Origin of the sequence: Neolewinella lacunae (genome assembly GCF_014349155.1) — a bacterium.
Classification (GTDB): Bacteria; Bacteroidota; Bacteroidia; order Chitinophagales; family Saprospiraceae; genus Neolewinella; species Neolewinella lacunae.
The window spans coordinates 37,834-60,042 of record NZ_JACSIT010000034.1 but is presented as its reverse complement, the minus strand read 5'-3'; the positions used below and the strand labels follow the sequence as shown (position 1 = coordinate 60,042).

Sequence of the window (22,209 nt, the reverse complement as noted above, 5' to 3'; positions counted from 1 at the left end):
GGTGGTATCGACTGAACCTGCCGTTTACTTCGCAAAATATAGGCAGGACTACAAAAGTGCGGTTTTCTGCGCGAACGGCAAAGGAAATGCCGCAATAAATTTCTCACAAGGGGGTGACCCTCCGCTACTTATGGCTACCTGGCCCTGGGACGAGTACTTGCGTTCCCGGTGGGTTCCGCCCAAAAAGAAAGCGGGCTGCTTCCCCCGTGGGAGGAAACAGCCCGCTAACGTGATCCGGGTTTTTACCGGCTCGGGAAATTAGTTGCCAGAGACCATCCGGGTAGGCTCAGTAGCTACGGGGATGACTACGCGGTTTTCACGGAGGGTTTCGCCAACGGGTTGGTTTTCACCGAAACCAATTTGGCTGAGTTTGGCAGCCGGAGCGCCTTTTTCAGCGGTGTAGGCTTCAGCGGAGCCAGCGCGGCGCTCGGAGAGTGCCTGGTTGTACTCGTCAGAAGCACGGCGGTCGGCGTGTCCTTCGTAGCGGATGCTGAATTCAGAGGCACCGGGCAGTTCCAGGAAGCGGTCAATTTCTTCGATGATGACGCGGTCGGGGCGGTTCAGGCTGCTTACGTCGGTCGGGAAGTAAATCCGATCGATGGCGATGGTACCCGTGACGGTATCCACGCGGATGTGCTTGAAGTCCTGGCCATCGAGCAGTGCGCGGTAGCGGGCGATGCGCTCCTGGAGGTTTTCAGGACGCTCGCTGGGCTCGGGGCATCCGTTGCGGGAAGCTACACCGGCCACCGTGGGGCACTCGTCTTCTTTGTCGATGATGCCGTCACCGTCGGTGTCGGGGCAGCCGCGGTTGGCTTTCGTGCCGGGCTCGGCGGGGCAGTCGTCGTCTTTGTCAGCAACGCCATCACCGTCGCCATCGGGGCAACCGTTGAGGGCCTTAACACCGGCTTCGGTGGGGCACTCGTCGTCTTTGTCAGCAACGCCGTCACCGTCGCCATCGGGGCAACCGTTGAGGGCCTTAACACCGGCTTCGGTGGGGCAGTCGTCGTCTTTGTCGGCAACGCCGTCACCGTCGCCATCGGGGCAACCCATGAGGGTAGCGAGGCCGGCAACTTGTGGGCAGGCGTCGTCCTTATCGGCTACACCGTCGCCGTCCGTGTCGGGGCAACCCATCGTAGAGGCGGGGCCAGGCTCGGTGGGGCAGGCGTCGTCTTCGTCGAAGATGCCGTCTTTGTCGGCATCGGGCTTACCGAAGCCGGTAGCGAAGGTCAGGCCGGTGAAGATATAGCTGTCGTCTTTGGCAGGGTTGCCAGACTGGCTTACGCCGTCGATCAAGTCCGCACCGGTAATGCGGTAGGCAAGGTCAAGACCAATGGAAGACTTGCGGGAAACGTACCACTTAAGACCACCACCAACGGGGAAAACCACTCCGCCTTTGTCGTCGAGGTTCTCTTGTTGGTCTTGGACGATGGCAGCGTTAGACGCACCGTTGAAGTCCGTGTCTACCTCGCCCCAGATGCCGTACCCAACTCCCGCACTGATGTAGGGAGAGAGGATTTTTTTGAAGGTGCCGTTGCTGAAACGCTTGCCCGCGAAGGGCTCGAATTCAAGCGAAAGCGAAGGCTCCAGAATGGTGGCTTCGGATTTCCAGCCACGGGCAACCTGGGAAGCGTCATCAGACTTGGTGTCGTCGCTCGAAAGCGTACCGTAATCGAAGCTACCCCGCAGCGCGAAGGTGGTGCCCAGGCGGCGGCGCAAAGAAAGACCAGCGCTGAACTTGGGCTGGTTGAGGAAGATGATGTCGTTCTCGATCATGTCTCCGCCAATGGAGGAGGTCCCTAATCGAATGCCGAACTCCCAAGGATACTGAGAATCCTGAGCTGCGAGAGACAAGCAGGTCAGCATTGCGGATACTAGTAATAAGTGCTTTAACATTAGCGCTGAGTTTGACGTAAGTTGAAATTTTGTTGAAATCCGGTTTTACAAGGGTACCGGTAGCAGCTATCCTATCGCATTTTTTTCAAGAATGTTCGGGAAGACCGCTACCAAGGTACAATTTTACTGGTTTAAATCGGATAACTCATAATGTTGCTGGGGAACATTGTGTTTTTGCTCGACTTTTTCGGCTAAAAGGGGACTTTGTGGGAAAAACGCGCTTCAAATCCGGCGGTGGAACTTCAAAAGGTGGTCCGGGGCCGCCTCGTTGTACAACTCCAGGCAGAGCTCGCCACGGCGGCCAGCGGGGGAAGGAAAGAGGATTTTGATGGGGTTATGGACGTAGCCATCCTCCCCGAAAAGGGAGAGTTGGTGCCGAAGCTTGGGAGGCAAGCGGAATTTGCGCAGTTCCTGGATATTGCCGGGGACGGGGACGTTGGCGTAGCCCTGTTCCTGCAGGAAAGTTAGGATCATGTCGTAAGTTCGCTCCAGCCGGCCAGCGGCGAAAGTAATGCGGTAGCAATGGCCATCGCAATCCGGACCCACGGCAGGAAAGTGCTCCCGGATGCGGAACGCAGAGGCTTTGTCCTCCTCTTCTGCACGCGCAGTTGGCGCGGTTGCCGGGAAATCAGTCGGAGGAACCACCGGCTCGTACCTGGCCAAGAATACCGGCCTTCCTCCCAGCCTGGCTACGGTCTGCTTAGTCATTGCTTAAAGTTTGAAACAAAAATAAAACAAAACATTTAATTGCTCAGCGCTTCTCCCCTCCACGACGATCTTTCTTTTCAGATTGCCGCCTCGGCGGTGGGCCCACACCAGCGGTTGACCCTGCCCCACCTGATCCGGCTATTGCAAGAAGCGGCGATGCGCAATACGGTCCGCCTGGGCATCTCCAGCCCGGAGTTGCTGCTCTCGCACGGCTGCACCTGGGTGTTACGACGGCAGTCTTTGCACTGCCTGCGCTGGCCCGGCATCGGAGAAAGGGTGCGCGTGCTTACCGCCCCCACGGGCTTTGAACGGGGCTTGCTTACTTACCGCGACTTCCACCTGCTGGACGCGGAGGGCAAAACCTGCATCTCCGCCACTACGGAATGGCTTTTGATGGACGTACATACCCGACGCATCAAGGCCATCCCCCCGCACATTGCTGCGCTGGCAGCGGACCTGGCACCTGCGACCGCGCACCTCAAAAGACCCATCGGTAAATTGCCACCACCCGCCCGCCCCAACGCTGAACGCAGCAGCCATGTAGCTTTTTATCAATTGGACTTCAACGGCCACCTTACCAATCCCGTCTTCCCCGAATTGATGATTGAACCCCTCGGGCTGGCGTTTTTGGAGACACACCTCCCGACGGAAGTTGATATTTCCTTCCAGCAGGAAGCCCGCTACGGCGATGCGCTGAGCGCCCAAAGCGAACCCGCTACGGATGGGGGCACGCACTTTCGCCACGCCTTACTACGCGATGGGGAAGTACTGGCAACGATGTATTCCGCCTGGCAGGCGCTATAGATCAGGGGCCTGGAAGAAATAATCCAGGGTCTTTTTGCTCGTGTCGCCGCTTTTGTAGCCCGCCGAGAAGTAGCGCACCCGCTGTTCAGAAGTGCCGTGGGTAAAACTGTCGGGAACGACGTAGCCCTGGCTCTGCTTCTGGATCGCGTCATCGCCAATGGCAGAAGCGGCTTTGATGGCCTCTTCAATGTCTCCGTCACTGAGCAGGCCCGAGGTGCGGTCGGCGTAGTGGGCCCAGACGCCGGCGAGGTAGTCGGCCTGCAGTTCGAGGCGAACGGACATGGCATTGGCGTCTGCCTCACTCATCCGCTGGCGGGCCCGGCTGACCTGCCCGCTGTAACCCAGCTGGTTCTGGATGTGGTGGCCTACCTCGTGGGCAACGACGTAGGCGAGGGCGAAGTCGCCGGGGGCCCGGAAGCGCTGCCGGAGCAAATCGGCGAAGGAAAGGTCGATGTAGACTTTCTGGTCGGCAGGGCAGTAGAAAGGCCCCGTAGCCGCACTGGCGAAGCCGCAGGCCGACTGGTCTTGCCCTTCAAAAACGACCAGAATGGGCTCTTGGTAGGGGCGGCCATACTCTTGGGGGAATACGCGTCCCCAGAGTTTTTCCGTGTCCCGGAGGGTTTTGGAAACGATCTGCATGTTGGGCGTGTCCTCTTCCAGATTGCCCGCCGGGGCGCTGGGGGAGGTAGACTGGGCGGGGGAGCCCCCGGTGTTGGCTGCGCCGAGGTATTCGGAGGGGTCGCCGCCCAGGAGCATAACGATGATGACGATGATGAGGGTACCGAGGCCGAAACCGCCAGCGGTTTTGGTGCCCCGGCTCATGCCGCCCCGGCTGCCCCGGCGGTCATCGATGTTTCTGCTGCCTTCTTTTCCTTCTAGTTTCATAGTAATAAAGTAGTTGTGCTTTGGGTGGCAAATTAAGAGGAAGTTAGCTTACTGGCCAGACCTTTCCCCGTCCTGCAGGGCAAACACCCGGCGCAGGAGCTCTGAGCTCCGGGCGGAGATGTTTTGCCGGATGTTTTCTTCTTCGAGCGCCACCTTGCGGAAAAGACCTTCGAGGGCGCGCTGGGTGACGTGGTCCGCCAGGTTGGTATTTACGGGCTGCCGCGTCAGTGGGAAATTGTTGTAGGCGTTGGCGGCGTCGGCCCAGATCTTTTGGGCATCGAATTTATCGAGGGAAGTGCTGATGACGGGGTTGAACTCGTTGTAGAGGTTTTGGTAGGTAGTGCGTTGGAGGTACGAAGTCGCGGCGTTGTTGTCGCCCTTCAGAATTCCCAGCGCGTCCTGGATGGTCATTTGCCGGATGGCCTCCACGAAAATGGGTCCGGCAGTTTTCGCGGCATCTTCGGCGCCCTGGTTGATCTTGCGGATGATGATTTCCTCCAGATTCTGGAAGCCCGGCACCCCCTTCAGGCGGTCGGTAACTTTGAGCACTTCCTCGGGGAGGAGGATGCGGTAGGCCACGTCGTTAAAGTAGCCGCCTTCAACGGAGAGCTCGCTGGAGCCCTTCTGGGCACCCTGGCGGAGGGCTTCCTTCAGGCCATTGGCAATGTCGGCAGAACTGAGGTTGCCACTCAGCACGGTGTTCAGCGTATCATTAATTTGCTGCGTAGTGCAGGCGAAAAACAAGAAAGGCAGGGAAATGAAAAGCAATCTGCGTAACATGGGAATCGAGATTTTGGTGAACGCGGCCGGGCACGGGCCCGGTGCACGTGGGCCTTTGGCGTGGCCTCTTGACGTTGGTTTAGGTGCAAAAGTAACGGAATTGCCACCAGCTGGCAGCACTAATGTCGTTCGCCACGCTGCTCACGGTGCTAGCCCTGGTGCTTATTCGGGCGCGGCCGCAGGTGCGGGGGAAGTTGTAAGGAGCTAAGCCCGATGCCCGGGACGGCGGCGGAACCAGGCCCAGATGGCCAGCAGCAGGGCGCAAACCCCTGCGACCGGCAAAAGGAGGTGCCCAAGCCCGCGGGGCTCCGCCAGAGAGAGAGGTCCCTCATCTCCTTGCAGCGACATGGCGGCCCAGTAGTAGGGATGTCCGAAGTCCTCCGACTTGAGTTGCGCCTCCCGCGCGGTGGTCAGGGCGGTCACGCGGTCTTTTCCCTCCGTTAACTCCTGGTAAAAGCGAACCATCAACTCCATGGTGGCGGCGTCATCCACCTGCCAGAGGCTGGTCAGCGTACTGCGGGCTCCGGCCTCGGCAAAGGCGCTGGCCAGGGTGAGGGGCATCTCACCGGGAGCCAATTGTCCCAGGCTGGTTTCGCAGGCGGAGAGCACGGCAAGGTCGACGTCGAGGGGCAGGCTGTAAAGGTCGTTGTAGTACAGCAGTTCTTCCGTATTGAGGCTGTCTCCGCGTTGGGAAAAAGCGAGGAAGCTGAGGTTGGGATCGTTGGTGTTGACCATCCCGTGGCTGGAGAGGTGCACGATGCGGGCTGAGCCTACGGAGGTCAGGAATGCGGCGCGGTCGGCGTCTTCCCCCAGGAAAGTACGGCTTTTGCCCACCAGGCGGGCGATGGTTTTTACTTCCTCCCGGTTGAATTGCAAGGGCAGCAAGCCAGGCAAAGCGGCACTGTCGGTTCCCGCCTGGGCCGCACGCATCTGGTTCGTCAGGGCCAGCGGCCCGCTTTTTCCGGAGAACTCTGGCGCGAAGGCCACCAGGTCGTAGGGGCTGTCCACCGGCGGGCGGGTCCGCTGCCGGAGGAGGGACCGGACGGAAAAGGCGGCGTGCAGCGTACGGCCGTGGTGGAGGTAGGCGAGCGCACGGTAGTCCAGGGGCAATCCGGCTTCTTCCAGGGGCAGTGCGGCGAAAGGCAGGAAGTTGAGCGGGCCGTCGGGTATAACTACCAGCTTGCGGGCAGACAAGCGCTCGGGCAAGAGCATGGTAGCCAGCGCCCGGCCATTGCGCAGAAAGGCAGCATCGAGGCTGTCTTGCACGGCAGCGCTGCGGAGGGATTTCTTGCGGTACGCGCCTTCCTGAATGCTGCTGCGCCATGCTTCGGTGAGTTGAAACAGCGAGTCGGTGGTAGCAATGCGCCAGGCTGCCGTCTGCCCGTCCGTGCGGATGTGCAGGGCAAAAGCAACGGTATCGGAAACGTGGTAGACCAACAATTCGGCCGCTTCGCGCCGCAGGTAGTCCTGAAGGGAAGTGCGGATCTCCGCCGGAGCCAGGTCGGCCAGCCCTTTTTTATCGCGCAGGCGCCGTTGCTGCTCCAGCTCCAGCCGGGCGGCACTGAGTTGTCGGGGGTCAGCATTGCCCCGTTCCAGGGCGGCGATGCGGCGCAGCAACTCGGTTTCCCTGGCGCTGAGCTGGCGGGAGGCGCTTTCCTGCGTAAGCTGCAGGCTGTAGGCCCTGGCCAGGTCGCTGGCCCAGAGGGCATCCCAAAAGTAGCCGGCGGAGGGTTCGTTTTGCGCGGCGGCCAGGGCGTAGCTCACCATACGGTCAAAAGCCCAGCGGTTGATGCCATTGTGGATGCGGCGGCTGTTTTCGCTGCGCAGCCCCTCACGGTCGAGTTTCAGCAACTGGTACTGCTGGGCGTAGGTTTCGATGGCCTCCGGGGCCCGCCCGAAGCCGAAGAGCAGCCGGCCACGTTCGCTCAGCAGCGTCAGGATCAGTTCGTTGGCGCGGCGGTCTTCCACCTGGTCGTAGCGGATCTGGCCCAGGGGGGATGGTTTTTGGCTGGTTGGGATGAACTCCCGCAGCGCGAGTTCCACTTCCCGCAACGCCGCAGCGCGGTCACCATCTTTGAGGTAGCACTGGCTACGGTTAAGGTAGCACCGGGCACGGTCTCGTCCGGCAGTATAGCCCTCGATGGCGGCGGTGAAATTCCGGAGCGCGGCGGCGCAGTCTCCCTGGCCCGTTTGCAGAATCCCCAGGTTGTTCCTCACCCGCGCCACGTCCTTAGCGTCCAGCTGATCGGCCAGGGCCACCGCTTGCTCCAGAATGGTCAGGGCCCGGGGGATGTCGTCCGTCCCCAGGTAGCCGTAGGCGTAGCGGTTCAGGGCGTCGAACTTTTCCCTGGGGGTACTGGCCAGCTCCACCGCTTTTTTGCTCAGGGTGATGGATGCTTCGAAGTTGTACATTTTCGTTTGGGCACCCGCGGCCAGGAGGTAAAGTTGGAAGCGCCTGCCGCGTGCCAGTTTTCCCGCTTGCAGGGTCGGGAGGGCCAGTTGCAGCGCACTCTCCGCCAAATCGTAGTTGCGTAAGCCTGCGGCCTTATCCGCCAGCCACACGTAGGCGTCTACGAGTTCGTCCTGGTGGTGGGCCGGCGCTTTTTCCAGGACTGCGACCGCTTCTTGCAGCAGTTGTACCAGGGTATCGCTGGCTGCCTGGCCGGCCGCTTTCACGTAGGCCAGTTTGGCGGTTGCCACGGCTACGGGGTCCTGGCTTTGCTCTTCCGTCCCTAACCCTGCATCCTGCGCTCCGGCGCCCAAACTGCCCAGCAAAGGAAGCAGCACGAACAAGAAGCGAAGCCGCCGCCACACCATAAAGCAGAGGCCCAGCACCAGGCCCACCAGGCCTATCCAGCGGGTTTGGAAAGTCTTTTCAGTGGAAGAAAGCTCCAGTTGGTCGCTCTCGCCGTAGAGGGTGACCGCTGCCCAGTAATATGGATGGGCGTACTCGGTGCCCCGGCGGTGAATTTCCTGGGCTTCGGCCAGGGCTGCCCCCCGGTCGAGGCCGCGCATGACGCCTTGGTAGAAGCTGACCATCAGGTCTTTCGTTGCGGCATCGTCGACCTGCCACAGCGTAGTCAGGGTGCTGCGTGCTCCCGCCGCCGCGAAGGCACTGGCCAGACTGAGCGCCGTTTCGCCGGGCAGGTACTGGCCCAGGCTGGTTTCGCAGGCCGAAAGCACGGCCAGCTCCACGTTGAGGGGCAGGGCGTAGAGATCGTTGAAGTAGAGCATTTCCTCCAACTCCAGGCTGTCGCCGAGCTGGGAAAAGGCCACGAAGCTGCGGCCCGGGTCGAGGGCATCTACCATGCCGTGGGTGGAAAGGTGGAGAATGCGGGATTGCCCGATCAGTTCCAGAAAGTGGGCCCGGTCGGCATCCGCGGCCAGCAAAACGCGGGTACCGGGGATGATGCCGGCAATCGCTTCCACCTCCTCGCGGTTGTGGCGCAGGGGGCGCAAGCCCGCAATGGCCCGCTCGCCCAGCCGGGTCCGCTCCGGCAAGCTGGCCCGGGTAATGCCACCTATCGCCGCGTCGCCCCTGAAAACGGGGGCAAAAGCTACCACATTGCTGGCGTACGTGGCACGGGGCACGCCAGCCAGTCGCACCAGGAAACTGACGGAATAGGCGTAGTTGATCTGCCGGTCGCGCTGGAAATAATCCAGCGCAGCGTAGTCCAGCGGAAAAGGGGCCTCCCGCAGGGGCAGGGCAGCGAAGGGGAGGAAATTCAGGGCACCATCGGGCACGATAATCACCTTTTCTGCGGCTGCCCCGGTGCCTTTCAGGAGTTCCCGGCTCAGGGCCAGCCCCTCCGTGAGGTAGGCGCGGTCCAGCGCAATTTGCTCCGCAGCCGGGCGCAGGCTTTTACGGCGAAAGGCGCTGCCTACCAGCGCGGCCCGCCACCGTTCTACGCGCTCGCCGAGCGTGGCGACGTCCGTAACGGCCGCCCATTCAATGCCGCCCGTTGCGTGACGCAGGATAAAGCGGTGCCCGTTTTCCTGCCCGAGGTGGTAGGCGATCAGGTCGCTGCCCCGGGCGCGGAGCAGGGCCAGCATTTCATCTTTATCGGGCAAGGCTGGGGTGGTGGTAACCGGGCGGTTTTTGTCGAGCAGCAGCAGGCGATCCAATTGGAGGCGGGCGGCCTCTAAGGCGCTGTTTTGGTGAGCATTGGCACTGGCCTGCCGTTCCAGTTCGGCGATGCGGGCGCGCAGGGCGGCCTCGCGTTTGGGCATGCTGTTGCGGTCGCGTTGGAGGGCGGTGAGCAGGCTGTAGGCCTTGGCGCGTTCGCTGAGGTGGAAAGCCCGCCAGAGGTGCTCGGGCGAACCGTCCTGGCGGTAGGCAGCTACGTGGAGGTCGATGGCCCGGTCGAAAAACGGGCGCAGGTTGTTGCTCAGGTAGCGGCGGCTGGCGTCGGTACTTACCCGCCCGCGCAGCAGATCGTGGATGGTAAACAGGAGGGCGTAATCCTGGAGGGCTTCGGTAGGGCGGCCGAGGAGGGCCAGCACTTTGGCGCGGTCGCCCAGCAAGTTGGCACTCACCTCCAGCAGGTTGCCCTCCAGGCTATCGGGGAGGGGGCGGGGCAGGGCGTCCAAAGGACGGGCTCCGGGCAGCAGACTCAAGCCGTGATTGAGGGCCACCAGGGCGGCGGCGGGTGCCTCGCGCTGCAGTTCCAGGCTGCCGCGGACACTGTACAGGCCGGGTAAGCGGTCGGGCTCCGCATCCACCAAAATGGCTTCGGCCAACCGGGCGTTGGCGAAGGCTTTGTCCAGATTCCCCTTCGCACCGTAGGCCCGGGCGAGGTTGAAGTAGAGCAGACCCAGCTCCGCCGAAACCAGGTCGTTCTCCCGGCAAACCCGCACCGCCCGCTCGCTGAAGGCAATGTACTCGTCCGTCCGCCCGCGCTGGTCGCTGATGGCCGCCAACAGGTTGAGGGACTGAACGACGTCTTCCGGGCGCTGTAAATCTTCCGCCATGGCGAGGGCTTTTTGGGCGTAGGGCAGGGCCTCCGTAGCCTGGCTGAAGGTAAGGTAGGTCAGGGCCGCGCTGTAGAAAGTGCTCTGTCGGTCGCGCGGTCGCAAGTCCTGTGCCCGGCCCTCCAGGTCGAGGGCAGCGGCAGCGGAGCTGACGCCCACCTGGTAATCGCGCAGGTGGACCGAGACGTTCATCAGGTCGATCAGGCTGCGCAGCCAGTTCAGGGTGTCGGACTGCGGTGCGGCGGCGTAAATGTCAATGGCTTCGCGCAGGAGGAGGCCGGCGGAATCGACCTTGCCCAGAAAGAGGTAGGAGCCGGCCAGGTTGCTGCGCGTGTGCGCACGGTCAAGGTGGTCGGCGGGGAAAATCCGGTCGCGTACGGCAATGGCCTTCAGGTAGGCGGTGCTGGCCGCAGCATCGTCAAATTCGTAGTAATGGCTCAGGCCTATCTTGTGCCAGGCCAGTCCGCTCAGGCTGTCGCTGGCCCCCGCCACGGCGCGGTGCAGGGCGTCCCTGGCCCGGTCAAAAGAGTCGATTTTCAGCCAGGCTTCCCCCGCCGCCAGGTGATCGGGCCGCGCTCCGCGGGCGGAAAATGCCTGCGCCGCCGCCGCGTATTCCTCGGCGGCCAGCAGGGATTCCGGGGTTTGGGCCAGCAAGGGCCCCGCCAGAAATAGCAGCAGCAAGCATACCCACGGCCGACCGGTGCAACGGTACGTTTTTTTCATAGGGAAAGAGCAAATCAACTAGGAAGGGGGGCTTAAAGATACGTTCTAACCCGCAGAGCTTGGGTAGTTCAGCCATAAGTATCGGGCGCGGCCGCAGGTACTCCCCCCCGGCCCCCCGAAGGGGGGAGTCAAGACATAGAGCGGTGGAGGAGCCAGGTACTATCTTCGCCCCGCAAAAAAAAATCAACGCCATGCAAGACGCACAAGCCCGCATCGAAGCCGCCTGGGAACAACGCGAACTCCTCAAAGACCCCGCCACCCAGGCCGCCATCAACGAAGTCATCGAAGCGCTGGACAAAGGCCGCCTCCGCGTCGCCGAACCGACCCCCGATGGATCCTGGCAGGCCAATGAGTGGATCAAGAAGGCCGTAGTGCTCTACTTCCCCATCCGGCAAATGGAAACGATTGAGCTGGGCCCCTTCGAATTTCACGATAAGATGGCCCTCAAAAAAGATTACGCCGCCCAGGGAGTCCGGGTAGTTCCGCCGGCCGTTGCCCGCTACGGCGCGTACCTGGAAAGCGGGGTCATCATGATGCCGAGCTACGTCAACATCGGTGCCTGGGTAGGCGGTGGGACGATGGTCGATACCTGGGCCACCGTGGGCAGCTGTGCCCAGATCGGCCGCAACGTCCACCTCAGTGGCGGCGTCGGTATCGGCGGCGTACTGGAGCCGCTCCAGGCAACCCCCACGATCGTTGAAGACGATTGCTTTATCGGCTCCCGCTCCATCATCGTGGAAGGCGTGCGGGTAGGCCACGAGGCAGTGCTGGGGGCCAACGTGGTGCTGACAAAAAGTACCCACATCATCGACGTAACCGGTGCCGAACCCGTCATCCACCGCGGCTACGTGCCACCCCGCTCCGTCGTCATCCCCGGCAGTTACACCAAGACTTTCCCCGCCGGGGATTACCAGGTCAACTGCGCCCTCATTATCGGGCAGCGTAAGGAGAGCACCGACAAAAAAACCAGCCTCAACCAGGCCCTGCGGGAGCACGACGTGGCGGTGTAAGGTCAGAACAGGCCGGGAAAAAAGGCGTCTTCGATGTGCTCCAGGGCGTGGCTGCCGTCGGGGTGCAGCAGGATGGCAATGATGTCAAAACGGATCTCCCAGGTGTGGTTGACTTCCTCCAGGTAGGCCGCCGCCGCCCGGCAGATGTTTTTCTCCTTCGCCGGGGAGACCGCCGCCGAGGGATGCCCGTAGTCCAGGCCACGGCGGGTTTTTACCTCCACAAACACCAGGCACTCCCCCAGGCGGGCAACGAGGTCCAACTCCACCCGCCGGTAACGGTAGCCGGCCACCTCAATGGTGTAGCCCAGGGCCTCCAGGTGCTCACGGGCAATGGCTTCGCCGATTATGCCCGTTTTTTTACGATCCGTCATCCGGACGAAGATAGGCGCGAAACGTCGTTCACCCAACACCCGAGGTTAGCGAAATCTTAAGGTTAAACTCCGTGCTAAGGCCCTCCGTTATCTTTGCAACAAACGACAAAATACCCATGCTCAAGCAACTACTCCTTCTCCTCGTACTCTGCGCCGTTGCGCTCCCCTTAAGCGCCCAAACGACCGAAGAGCGGGAAGCCCAGCGCGACCTGGACTACTACAACCAAGACCGGAACGGCCAGGTAAGCGACAACGGCGGCAGCTTCGGCGGCCAACTGTGGTACGGCGCAGGAGCTCAACTCGGCTTTTTCTCCAATAATTTTGAGAGCATTTTTCAGATCGGCCTTTCCCCGATTGTGGGCTACAAGATCAATAACATTTTTAGCGTAGGACCACGGGGCAGCTTCGCTTACAATGCCTACCGGCAAACCCTGGGCGGCGGAGTCCCCGATTTTAAGGCCAAGTACTGGACCTGGTCTGCCGGAGCTTTCGCCCGGGCGAAGATCGGGTTCACCTTTTTTGCCCACGCCGAATACAGCCTGCTCAGCGAGGTAAACAGCTTCGACATCAACGGCGACCCCCTGCGCAGCACCCGCGCCATCCCTTTTCTGGGAGGCGGCATCAGCCAGGGCGGCGGACCGGGCCTGACGGGCTTCGAAATCCTGATCCTCTTTCGGCTTACGCAGGCGGACCGGATCGGAGACAGCCCGTATCAGTTCCGCACGGGCATCAACTATAATTTTTAGGATGGGGGATTATCCTGCGGCTGGGAACTTCCCTTGCTCCGGGTCCCGGGCCTTGCACCTGCGGCCGCGCCCGGCGGAATTTACTGCGCAGCCAAAAAATGATCAGTTGCCGATGTCGCCCAGCTCGACCCCTTCGCTGTAGGCCATTTTCACCTGGTTGGCCGAAAGGGCGGCTTTGATGGCCTCGTTGACGGCAAACGTGGCCAGCCAGAAGTCATCGGGCCGCACGAACGGCCGCACGGCGATGATGAGGTTGTGGCTGTCGTAAGACTCGATGCCCACCTGAGGGGGAGGGTCTTGCAGGATGAGGTCAATGCCCCGCAGGCTTTCCAGAATGATGGCCTTGATGCGGGGGAAACTTTCGGCGTAGCCCATCAAAACGGTAAGTTCGAGGCGGATGTGGCCCTTGCGGCTGTAGTTGGTGACGACGCCACTGATCACTTCGCTGTTGGGAACGATGAGGGTTTTCTTACCCGGCGTCGCCAAAACGGTGTTGAAAATCTGGACTTCCTCTACCTGTCCGAAAAATTCGCCGGGCACCTGGATCCAGTCGCCCACCCGGTAGGGACGGAAAAGGACGATGATGATGCCCGCCGCGAAATTGCTGAGGCTGCCCTGCAGGGCGAGGCCCACGGCAAAACCCGCCGCAGCCAGCACCGCCACGAAAGACGCCACGTCAATGCCCAACACGCCCGCGACGGTAAACAACAGCATGATTTTAAGCCCGATGCCGATGACCGAACCGAGGAACGGCGCCAGGTCCGAACCCATCCGGTGGGCCGCCATTGACCGGACCGCCAGCCGCACCAGGCGGTTGATGATCCGGAAACCCACGAGCAGGATGACCAGGGCGGCCGCTACCTTGGGCGCGTATTCGATGATCATTGTCCCGGCAGTTTCCAGGTAGGTATCAAAGGCAGTTTTTTCCATGCCGCAAAGGTATAATCTTGTTGGTACACAGTGTTGCCGGGGGGCGGAGTTCCGGTCCGCCACGGCCATTTATCCCCGTGGTACCGTACCCCGCAGGCGGAACCAGCGCTTGACGGCGGCGTAGCCAAAAACGGCGATGAGGATGAGCAGCGTACCGAGGTAAAACCTGGGCGTCAACTCCTGGGCGTCGTCCAGCAGGAAATAGGCGAGAAAGATGCCATAGACGGGTTCGAGGTTAACCGTCAGGTTGGCCGCAAAGGCGGAGAGGCGGGTGAGCGCCCGCAGGAAAAGAATGTTGGTCAGGGTCGTACAAAGCAGGGCCAGCACAATCAGGTAAACCCAGTCCAGGGGCGTCGGCCAGAACCCGTTTGAGCCGAGGAGGAGCAGAAAAGGCGTAAGAAAAACCGTTGCCGCCGCCAGTTCCACGAAGGTAATGCGCAGCGGGTCGGTCTTATCCACGTAGCGCTTATTGAGGGAGGTGAAAACAGACACCAGCAGGGCCGATACCAAGCCGATGATCACGCCCTGGTTCATCCCTGCTTCTACTCCATCGATGACCAGCCAGATGCCCGGAAGTATGAACAGGCCCAGCAACAACTCGTACCAATTGAAGGGCCGCCGGACGATCAAGGGCTCCAGCATACTCGAAAAAAGGGAAGTGGTGGCCAGGCAGATGAGCGCCACGCTGGCGTTGGCCAGCTTAATGGCTCCGTAAAAAGTCACCCAGTGAGCAGCTACCAGAATGCCGATGCCCGTAAAGACAAGGAGCTGCCGGCGGCCCAGCTCGCGCACCATTTTGCCCACCCGCACGAAGGCCACCAAACTCAGGCTGGTCAGCAGAACCCGCCACCATACCAGGGGCAGGGCCGAAAGCTGGATGAGGTCGCCCAGAATGGCGGTAAAGCCCCACAATACAACCGTGAGGTGGAGTTCTACGTAGGCGCGGGAATCGGAATAAGCAGGCTTGATGGCGGCGGGAGTTCTGAGGGGCGGGAGAATGGTTGCCGCTCCTCCCCGGGGCAGGGCGGCGGGGCAAAAGTAGTACCCCGGCGGGCGATTTTTTTTGCCACACTCTACCGGGTTTTCCAGTGGCGGAGGTCAACAATTTTCCGCCGGCTGTGTATCCACTACAATCCATTAATCTAGCATCCAACATGGCCCTGAAAGCTGGCGACAAAGCCCCACTCTTTACCCTCCACGCCTCCGATACCCAGCCCGTCAGCCTGAGCGATTACGCCGGCAAAAACGTGGTGGTCTTGTTCTTTCCCCTGGCCTTCACCGGCGTTTGCACCGCAGAGATGTGCACCATGCGCGATGCGCTGGCCGACTTCAATGGCATGAACACCGATGTGCTGGCCATCAGCGTAGATTCCCCCTTCACCCTGGCCAAGTTCAAGGAAAGCGAATCCCTCAACTTCCCCCTGCTGAGCGATTTTAATAAAGACGTCAGCCGCGCCTACGGTTCCCTCTACGATACTTTCGTCTTCGGCATGGAGGGCGTATCCAAACGCTCCGCCTTCGTAGTAGACAGCGAAGGGGTTATCCGCTACGCCGAAGTGCTGGATTCTGCCGGGGATTTGCCTAACTTTACGGCCATCCGGGAAACTTTGGCTGCGCTGTAGCCGTTTCTCAGGCAATAGGAAATTTACCACGGATAACAGGTATGCTGCACGCGCACGACGGACAGGAAGACGTATTGCTCGAAGAAGACATCGACATCGGGACCGGCGACCCCGCCGACCTGATCGTGTACAACGACGACCACAATACCTTTGACTGGGTGATGAAAAGCTTCATCGAAATCCTCGGTCACAGCTCCGCCCAAAGCGAGCAACTGGCGCTATTGATCCACTTTAAAGGCAAGGCAACCGTAAAGTCTGCCGCCATGGCGGAGTTACGGCCCAAACGGGAGGCCCTCGTGGACCGCGGTTTATCCGCCGTGATCGAAGGACGCTAAACGGCATGCCCCTGTTTCGCCTCGACCCACGATTTCCCGAACTTTTTCCAGATCCTCTCCAGACCAGTGGCAACGGACCCGCCTGTTTCGGCGGCGACCTCTCCCCCCAGCGCCTGATCTACGCCTACCAGCTCGGCTATTTTCCCTGGTTCAGTGAGGGGGAACCCATACTTTGGTGGCACCCCGACCCCCGCTTCGTGCTTTTTCCTGCGGAACTGAAGGTCAGCAAAAGCATGCGGCCTTACTTCAACCAGCGTAAGTTTACCGTCCGTTACGATACCCAGTTTGAACGGGTTATGCAGGAGTGCAAACAGCGCTTCCGGCCCGGGCAGTGGGGCAGTTGGATCACCAAAGACCTCATTGCCAGCTACGTTAAACTCCACGAAATGGGCCTGGCCCACAGCGTGGAGGTTTACGAAGGGGAAGAATTGGTGGGGGGGCTCTACGGCTTGGCCCTCGGGAGGGTGTTCTTCGGGGAGAGCATGTTCCAGTACCGCTCCAACGCCAGCAAATTTGGCTTCATCACCCTCGTCCATCGCTTGCGGGAGCGCGGCTACCGCCTCATCGATTGCCAGCAGGAAACCCAGCACCTGCGCAGCCTCGGGGGGCAGCCCATCACCCGCCAGCAGTTCCTCGATCACCTCGAACCGCTCGGCGGGGAAACAACCGAGCAGGGCCCTTGGGGGTGAAGACCGGCAGCGGGGAACGGGGCGCGGCCGCAGGTGCGGGGGCCGTCGTAAGGAGCAAGGAATGCCCTTGCGAGCAGCGAAGCCCTTTCGCTTGAGAAAACCCGTCTGGGCCTCAAAAGACCTTGGTGTACAGTTCTTTGTTTTCCCGGTCGGCGGGCGTACGGTCTTCCAGGATTTCGAAGACGTTGCGCTTGATGGTGTGGGCAATGTCTCCCGTCGGGAGGTCATTACAATCCAGGCCGAAGGGATCTTCAATTTCTTCACCCATCAGTTCGATGCCCAGCAGCGCAAAAAAGACGAGCATGGTCAGCGGCACGGTTGTCCAGCCAAAACTTTCCTGCAAACCACAGGGCAGCAGCAGGCCGTAGGCGGAGATGAAGAGTTTGAGGTAGACGTTGTAGCTGAAGGGGATGGGCGTTTTCTTGATGCGTTCGCAGGCCCCGAGGATATCGAGCAAACTCTGGTGCTGGGCCTTGATGTTGAGGTAGTCGCCCTCGCTGATCGTCCCGTCCCGGTGTGCCGCAGCAATGCGTTGGAAGATGCGCAGGGCAATGAAGTTGGGAACGTGGTCTTTGGTTTTGTAGTAGGCTTCTTCCTCGGGGCTAAGGTAGACGAGTTTATCCAGATCCACCCCCGCCCGGAGATGCCAGGCCAGGCCGATGCAAAAGTTGGCGATGTGCTTGGCCATGAAGCGGCGGATGCCGGTATCGGATTCAGGCCACATGCTGTCCACGTAGATGGCCAGGTTGCGGCAGTTGTTGACCAAAGCCCCCCACTGCTTGCGGGCCTCCCACCAGCGGTCGTAAGCCGTGTTGGTCCGGAAGCCCAGGAACAAGGAAAGGATCACCCCCAGCAGCGAAAACATCATCGTGTCCATCACCAGAAAATCCTCCAACCGGAAAAATTCCACCAGCCACACGAAGACGGCTGCGTAAATCCCTATTCCGATGACCGAGCGCACGATCTTCTGCATCGTGTAGGATGTGAAGAGGTGACGGATGTCGCCGAACCAGTCGCCGTTGGTTTTGTAAAGAATCATCGCTGGAGATTGGGGGAAGTGTGCGTTGGCCCGCCGTCGTTAAACGGGCGTTAAGGCTAGACAACGGAGCGTTAGCAAAGGTTTAAATGGTCATTGGAAAGTAACTTAGGGGTAAGCGCCAACGTAAATACCCGCATGAATACTACGGCAAAAACCTGGCGATTACTCGTCATCATCCTTCTGCTGATTACGCCTGCACTGCTGCTCTCGCTGGTGAGTGCCTGATGTTTACTGGACGCGCCGGACCACGGCGTCATTGAACCCCGCCTCGCGCAATCTGGTCTTTTCTTCTTCGGCCTGGTGCTGGAAGAAAAATTTGCCCGCAAATACCCGGTACTTTTTATCGACCCGGGCACTGTACACTTCCGTGAATCCTTTTGCCCGCAGGCCCACCATGGCCTTATCGGCATTGGCCTGGGTGGTGAAGGTGCCGATTTGTACGCCGAAGAGGATGTCCGTAGGATCGTACTGCGGAACGCTGGGGCTGGGCAGGGGAGCGGGCTGCGGTGGCTGGACGGTGCTGCCGTAGGTGGTTGGCTGATTGGCGGGCGTTGCTTGCTTAGGCTGTTGGCTGGCGGGCGTAGCTGGCTTGGTCGCCTGGGCCGGGCTGCTGGTCCGGGCGGGGATGGGGAAGCTCACCTGGTTGGCGGGGACGGACACTTCCTTCACCGCAGCTTTGGGGTATCCCGCCTTTTGGACGTCGGCCAAGGCCTTTTCGGCTTCCGCTTCGGTGGGGTATTTACCGACGTAGACGCGGCTCAGGTTGTCTTTGCGCTGGGCGTAACCCGCAGAGAAGCCTTTATCCGCCAGCTCTTTAACCACCCGATCGGCGTTGACTTCGCTGCCGTACGCGCCTACCTGGATGCCGTAAATCATGACGGTGGGGACATCTGCGGGGGCAGGCTGGGCGGGAGCTGGTTTGGCGGGCGCAGTTTTGGGGGGCGTGGTGGCAGCTTTGGCTCCGGGGACGGTAGGGGGTGGTGGCTGTACCTGGCCAGAGGGGGTGGGCGTAGTGGCCGGTGCGGCGGCTTCCTGCCTGGCTTTGGCCCAATCCGCGCGGTTGCAGGTGGGGCCATCGGTGCCCATCTTTACTACCGTGGCCCGTACCGCCGCAGTACCGGCCGAAAGCATATCGATCCGGGCCGCTGCCGCGCGACTGAGTTCTAAAATACGTTCCGGGCTGTGGGGCCCGCAATCGTTGACCCGCACTTCCACTTGTTTGCCGTTCACTACGTTGGTAACCAGAAGGACGGTGCCGTAGGGATAAGTTTTGCTGGCCGTGGTAAGCGCGTCCTTATCGTAGGTCTCGCCCGTACTGGTGGGCCGGCCGTCGAAGCGATCGGCGTAGTAGGTGGCCATGCCTTCAACGGCTCCCGCTGGCAGCGGCCCGAGGTCCAAAATTTTAGGTTCCGGGACTACGAAGAGCGCGGCGTTCTTTAGTTCGGCCGTTTCTTTGGGGTCCCAGGCCGGTGGAGGAGGGGGGATGGGCTTGCCCGCCGCTTTCAGTTTTTTGGCCCAGGCGGAGCGCCCGCAGGTTGGCCCGGCGTCGCTGTCGCGCACCACGCGCAAGCGCACCTTGGCCTCGCCTTGCTTGATGAAACCGAGGTCCTTGGCCGCCGCCTTACTCAGGTCAATGATCCGGCCCCGGCTGTGCGGGCCGCAGTCATTGACCCGCACCTGGGTTTGTTTACCGTTTTCTACGTTGGTCACCTCCAGGATGGTCCCCCAGGCAAAGTCGTTGCTGGCCGCAGAGTACAGTTTTTGGCGAAAGGTCTCGCCCGTGCTGGTATTTTTCCCGTCAAAGCGGTCGCCGTAAAAACTGGCGATCCCCTCCATTTTCTGGGCCTGGAGGGAAAAACCGGATTGCAAGACAAATAAACAGATGAGCAGTGTTCGATTCAGTGTAAAAACGTGCATAATTTGGGATTAACGGCCGGTAAAATAAGCCCGCGCAGCGCATTTTCGTGCATGTGTACATTTTAAATGTGGACCCGGAGCTGAAATGTTCCGTGGCTTCCTGCTGGCAGAGCGAATAATGCTAAACGGTACGGAAACGACGAAAATTACGTGGGGCGGCCTCCGAAGGCAACTGGGCCACGGCGGGGCTTTACCTTATCTTCGCCCCCATGAAAGCAAGTGGCGAACTCTCCAGCATCTTACATCCTACCGGCGTCCGGACCATCACCTTCGGGCACCCGGCGCACAACAGTTTCCCGGCGGGGCAACTGACGGCTACCGTTGCAGCGATTGACGCGGCGGGAGACGACGAAGACACCCGCTGCATCCTGCTGCGCAGCCAGGGGGAGGGTACCTTCTGCGCCGGAGCCAACTTCGATGAACTGCTCACCATCCAGGACGAACGCGGGGGGCGGGCCTTTTTCATGGGTTTTGCCAACCTCATCCTGGCCATGCGCCGCTGCCCCAAGCCGATCGTCGTTGCCGTGCAGGGCAAAGCCATCGGCGGGGGAGTCGGGATAGCCGCTGCGGCGGACTACTGCCTGGCCACCGAAGCGGCCAGCATCAAACTGAGCGAATTGGCCATTGCCATCGGCCCGTTCGTGATTCTCCCCGCCCTGATCCGCAAGATGGGCACCGCCGCCGCCGCTGAACTCAGCCTGGACGCCGAGTGGCACGATGCCCACTGGGCCAAAGCTGCGGGCCTCTACCAGCGCGTCTTCGCCACCCCCCAGGAAATGTACGCCGCCGCCGAAGCCCTGGCCACTAAGCTGGCCACCTACAGCCCCCAGGCATCCAGCCAACTCAAAACCACCCTCTGGCACGGCACCAGCCACTGGCCCAAACTCCTGGAAGAAAGGGCGGAAGTTTCGGGTAAACTGGTCTTGACCCCCGAGGCCCGCGCCGCTTTGGCCAAATTCAAAGGTAAATAAGCCCTCCTATGTCCGCTAAACCGCTGCGCGAAAGGAAAAAAATTGTGGTCCTCACCGGTGCTGGGGTCTCCGCCGAATCGGGCATCCCCACCTTCCGGGCCAGCGATGGCCTCTGGGAAAACCACCGCGTGGAGGACGTGGCCAGCCCCCAGGGTTTTTACCGCGATCCCTCCCTCGTCCTCAATTTCTATAACCTGCGCCGCGCCCAACTCCTCACCGTCCAGCCCAACCGGGGCCACCAACTCCTCGCCGCGCTGGAAAAAGATTACGACGTCCACATCGTCACCCAAAACATTGATGACCTGCACGAAAGAGCGGGAAGCACCAACATCATCCACCTCCACGGCGAGCTTAAAAAAGTACGCCCGGTCAATGCCGACTGGCCCATCCTGCCCTGGACGGGCGACTTAAACCTGGGCGATACCGACGACAAGGGCAACCAGCTCCGGCCCCACATCGTCTGGTTCGGTGAAGAGGTGCCCGAAATCCCCCGCGCTGCTCAGACGGTGGCGGCGGCCGATCTGTTGCTCATCATCGGGACGTCCATGCAGGTTTATCCCGCCGCTGGCCTGGTGGACTATGCACCTGCGGACGCGCCCATCATCTACATCGACCCCCGACCAACCATCAGTCATGAACTGCGCCGGCGCCGAAATATCCACCTGCTGGAAATGGGCGGAAGCGCGGGAATGGAAGTGGTGATGCAACGGATGAACGAGTGGTTGCCACCAGGCTAAAAAACGCAAACTGTTGATTTTGTGCGCATAACACAATTTTTAATAGTGAATCAGCGCTATTCCCCAGGAACGTTCTCCGGGTTTTGCGCAGCCCCTTGCCCACGAGCCGGGGGGGGATAGGAAAAATATAAATCACGCGCGCATACCAGGGTAAGTGGCTGGGCCTTATTTTCGGTCCGCCAGCCAGGCTTGCAAAAAGCGAAGCCAAACGCATTCTTTGGCGACCAAACCACAAAAAAGGGGGGTAGCATGGTAAAATTAAGTCATCCCGACACCGAACAAATGGGGCTGCTATCATCTTCAAGAACTGATCTGGCCGAAAGGGTGGCCACGTGGGTGCTTGTAGGGGTCACCCAGACTTCTTTCTTTGGCCCTGGTTTCCGCGCACTTACCATTATCCCTATTCCCCGAAGTTTATACGCATGAAAGACCGTCTTCTCAAAGTCTTTATCCTGGAAGATCAGCCAATGGAAGCAGAGCTCACCAAACGGGCAGTGCTCCAATTTGCCCCCAATGCCATGTTCACTATGGCGGCTACGGAGGAAGAGTTTCTGCAAAAAATCCAGTGGGGAGAACACGATGTACTGCTGGCCGATTACAATTTGCCGGGCTATAATGGCTTGCAGGCGCTGCTGCACGTTCGCGAGCACTTCCCCTACCTCCCCTTCATTTTCGTTACCGGCACGCTCAACAGCGAGCAAAAGGCGGCCGAGGCCATCCTGCAGGGGGCGAATGGTTACGTACTGAAAGATCACCTGGAAGCCCTGGAACGCAGCGTGGTCAACGCCCTGGCTAAGGCCGACGAACGCCGGTCCCTCAACCAGGAAAAGATCCGCCGCCAGCAATACCGCAAACTGATGCTCCAAAAGGCGACCACCATTTTGCAGGCTACTGCAGACTTCCCGGAAAAAACCATGCTGGAGCAAACGCTGCGGGAGGTGATGTCAGAGATCTAGTAGGCCAACCAGCCTCTTTATTGCTTAGGGCGCGGCCGCAGGTGCACGGGAAAGGACAAGTGCAAGGAATGGGCCAGGTGGCTCAGAAAGTCAGGGAGCGGGCAAAAAAGGTAATCTTGCCG

The 22,209-nt window shown here is 60.6% G+C and carries 19 protein-coding genes; 9 read left to right on the top strand and 10 right to left on the bottom strand.

Translation table 11 applies throughout. The features are described from left to right. Window positions 1–258: 258 nt before the first annotated feature. Window positions 259–1,863 carry a DUF6089 family protein gene (locus H9S92_RS00730; RefSeq protein ID WP_264757891.1) on the bottom strand — a complete coding sequence of 535 codons (1,605 nt, stop codon included), beginning with the start codon at window positions 1,861–1,863 and terminating at the stop codon, window positions 259–261. 252 nt (window positions 1,864–2,115) lie between these two features. Beyond that, entirely contained in the window at window positions 2,116–2,601 is a 486-nt protein-coding gene (locus H9S92_RS00725) for a hypothetical protein (protein ID WP_187464813.1), read from the bottom strand. Window positions 2,602–2,640: 39 nt separating this feature from the next. Between H9S92_RS00725 and H9S92_RS00720 the strand changes: the two genes are divergently transcribed. Continuing rightward, window positions 2,641–3,405: an acyl-[acyl-carrier-protein] thioesterase gene (locus H9S92_RS00720; RefSeq protein ID WP_187464812.1), complete on the top strand. Its 765-nt coding sequence runs from the start codon at window positions 2,641–2,643 to the stop codon at window positions 3,403–3,405. Here H9S92_RS00720 and ypfJ read toward each other — a convergent pair. The 3 genes from ypfJ to H9S92_RS00705 all read right to left on the bottom strand — a co-directional run bounded on the left by ypfJ (window position 3,400) and on the right by H9S92_RS00705 (window position 10,764). Then, window positions 3,400–4,290: a KPN_02809 family neutral zinc metallopeptidase gene (gene ypfJ / locus H9S92_RS00715; protein ID WP_187464811.1), complete on the bottom strand. Its 891-nt coding sequence runs from the start codon at window positions 4,288–4,290 to the stop codon at window positions 3,400–3,402. The genes H9S92_RS00720 and ypfJ overlap by 6 nt on opposite strands. 48 nt (window positions 4,291–4,338) lie before the next feature. Continuing rightward, entirely contained in the window at window positions 4,339–5,070 is a 732-nt protein-coding gene (locus tag H9S92_RS00710) for a DUF4197 domain-containing protein (RefSeq protein WP_187464810.1), read from the bottom strand. 204 nt (window positions 5,071–5,274) lie between these two features. Beyond that, on the bottom strand, window positions 5,275–10,764 hold the full coding sequence (locus tag H9S92_RS00705; RefSeq protein ID WP_187464809.1) for a CHAT domain-containing protein: 5,490 nt from the start codon (window positions 10,762–10,764) through the stop codon (window positions 5,275–5,277). Between the two features lie 191 nt (window positions 10,765–10,955). Between H9S92_RS00705 and H9S92_RS00700 the strand changes: the two genes are divergently transcribed. Beyond that, a complete protein-coding gene (locus H9S92_RS00700) occupies window positions 10,956–11,774 on the top strand; it encodes a 2,3,4,5-tetrahydropyridine-2,6-dicarboxylate N-succinyltransferase (RefSeq protein WP_187464808.1) in 819 nt (272 codons plus the stop codon). A 2-nt stretch (window positions 11,775–11,776) separates the two neighbouring features. On the opposite strand, the gene H9S92_RS00695 is transcribed toward H9S92_RS00700, so the two are convergent. After that, window positions 11,777–12,145 carry a YraN family protein gene (locus H9S92_RS00695; RefSeq protein ID WP_187464807.1) on the bottom strand — a complete coding sequence of 123 codons (369 nt, stop codon included), beginning with the start codon at window positions 12,143–12,145 and terminating at the stop codon, window positions 11,777–11,779. Window positions 12,146–12,261: 116 nt separating this feature from the next. Between H9S92_RS00695 and H9S92_RS00690 the strand changes: the two genes are divergently transcribed. After that, window positions 12,262–12,891: a hypothetical protein gene (locus H9S92_RS00690; protein WP_187464806.1), complete on the top strand. Its 630-nt coding sequence runs from the start codon at window positions 12,262–12,264 to the stop codon at window positions 12,889–12,891. A gap of 102 nt (window positions 12,892–12,993) precedes the next feature. Here the strand turns inward: H9S92_RS00690 and H9S92_RS00685 are convergent, their stop codons facing one another. Together H9S92_RS00685 and H9S92_RS00680 are read right to left on the bottom strand one after the other, a co-directional pair. After that, complete coding sequence (locus tag H9S92_RS00685; protein ID WP_187464805.1) at window positions 12,994–13,821, bottom strand: mechanosensitive ion channel family protein; 828 nt, start codon at window positions 13,819–13,821, stop codon at window positions 12,994–12,996. A 69-nt stretch (window positions 13,822–13,890) separates the two neighbouring features. Further along, complete coding sequence (locus H9S92_RS00680; protein ID WP_246463569.1) at window positions 13,891–14,733, bottom strand: DMT family transporter; 843 nt, start codon at window positions 14,731–14,733, stop codon at window positions 13,891–13,893. Between the two features lie 242 nt (window positions 14,734–14,975). Here H9S92_RS00680 and H9S92_RS00675 point away from each other — a divergent pair, with 242 nt between their 5' ends. The 3 genes from H9S92_RS00675 to aat are packed head-to-tail and all read left to right on the top strand — an operon-like array spanning window position 14,976 to window position 16,467. Further along, on the top strand, window positions 14,976–15,443 hold the full coding sequence (locus H9S92_RS00675) for a redoxin domain-containing protein (protein ID WP_187464804.1): 468 nt from the start codon (window positions 14,976–14,978) through the stop codon (window positions 15,441–15,443). A gap of 41 nt (window positions 15,444–15,484) precedes the next feature. Then, window positions 15,485–15,778, top strand: a complete 294-nt coding sequence (locus tag H9S92_RS00670) for an ATP-dependent Clp protease adaptor ClpS (RefSeq protein ID WP_187464803.1) — start codon at window positions 15,485–15,487, stop codon at window positions 15,776–15,778. 5 nt (window positions 15,779–15,783) lie between these two features. Next, complete coding sequence (gene aat, locus H9S92_RS00665) at window positions 15,784–16,467, top strand: leucyl/phenylalanyl-tRNA--protein transferase (RefSeq protein WP_187464802.1); 684 nt, start codon at window positions 15,784–15,786, stop codon at window positions 16,465–16,467. A 112-nt stretch (window positions 16,468–16,579) separates the two neighbouring features. Here aat and H9S92_RS00660 read toward each other — a convergent pair whose 3' ends face one another. Continuing rightward, on the bottom strand, window positions 16,580–17,506 hold the full coding sequence (locus H9S92_RS00660; protein ID WP_187464801.1) for a bestrophin family protein: 927 nt from the start codon (window positions 17,504–17,506) through the stop codon (window positions 16,580–16,582). Between the two features lie 228 nt (window positions 17,507–17,734). After that, on the bottom strand, window positions 17,735–19,423 hold the full coding sequence (locus H9S92_RS00655; RefSeq protein ID WP_187464800.1) for a septal ring lytic transglycosylase RlpA family protein: 1,689 nt from the start codon (window positions 19,421–19,423) through the stop codon (window positions 17,735–17,737). 209 nt (window positions 19,424–19,632) lie between these two features. On the opposite strand from H9S92_RS00655, the gene H9S92_RS00650 reads away from it, so the two are divergent. The 3 genes from H9S92_RS00650 (at window position 19,633) to H9S92_RS00640 (ending at window position 22,087) form a co-directional block, all read left to right on the top strand. Continuing rightward, window positions 19,633–20,394: an enoyl-CoA hydratase/isomerase family protein gene (locus tag H9S92_RS00650; protein WP_187464799.1), complete on the top strand. Its 762-nt coding sequence runs from the start codon at window positions 19,633–19,635 to the stop codon at window positions 20,392–20,394. Between the two features lie 8 nt (window positions 20,395–20,402). Further along, on the top strand, window positions 20,403–21,131 hold the full coding sequence (locus H9S92_RS00645) for an SIR2 family NAD-dependent protein deacylase (protein ID WP_187464798.1): 729 nt from the start codon (window positions 20,403–20,405) through the stop codon (window positions 21,129–21,131). Between the two features lie 422 nt (window positions 21,132–21,553). Beyond that, entirely contained in the window at window positions 21,554–22,087 is a 534-nt protein-coding gene (locus H9S92_RS00640; RefSeq protein ID WP_187464797.1) for a response regulator, read from the top strand. Window positions 22,088–22,209: the final 122 nt, after the last annotated feature.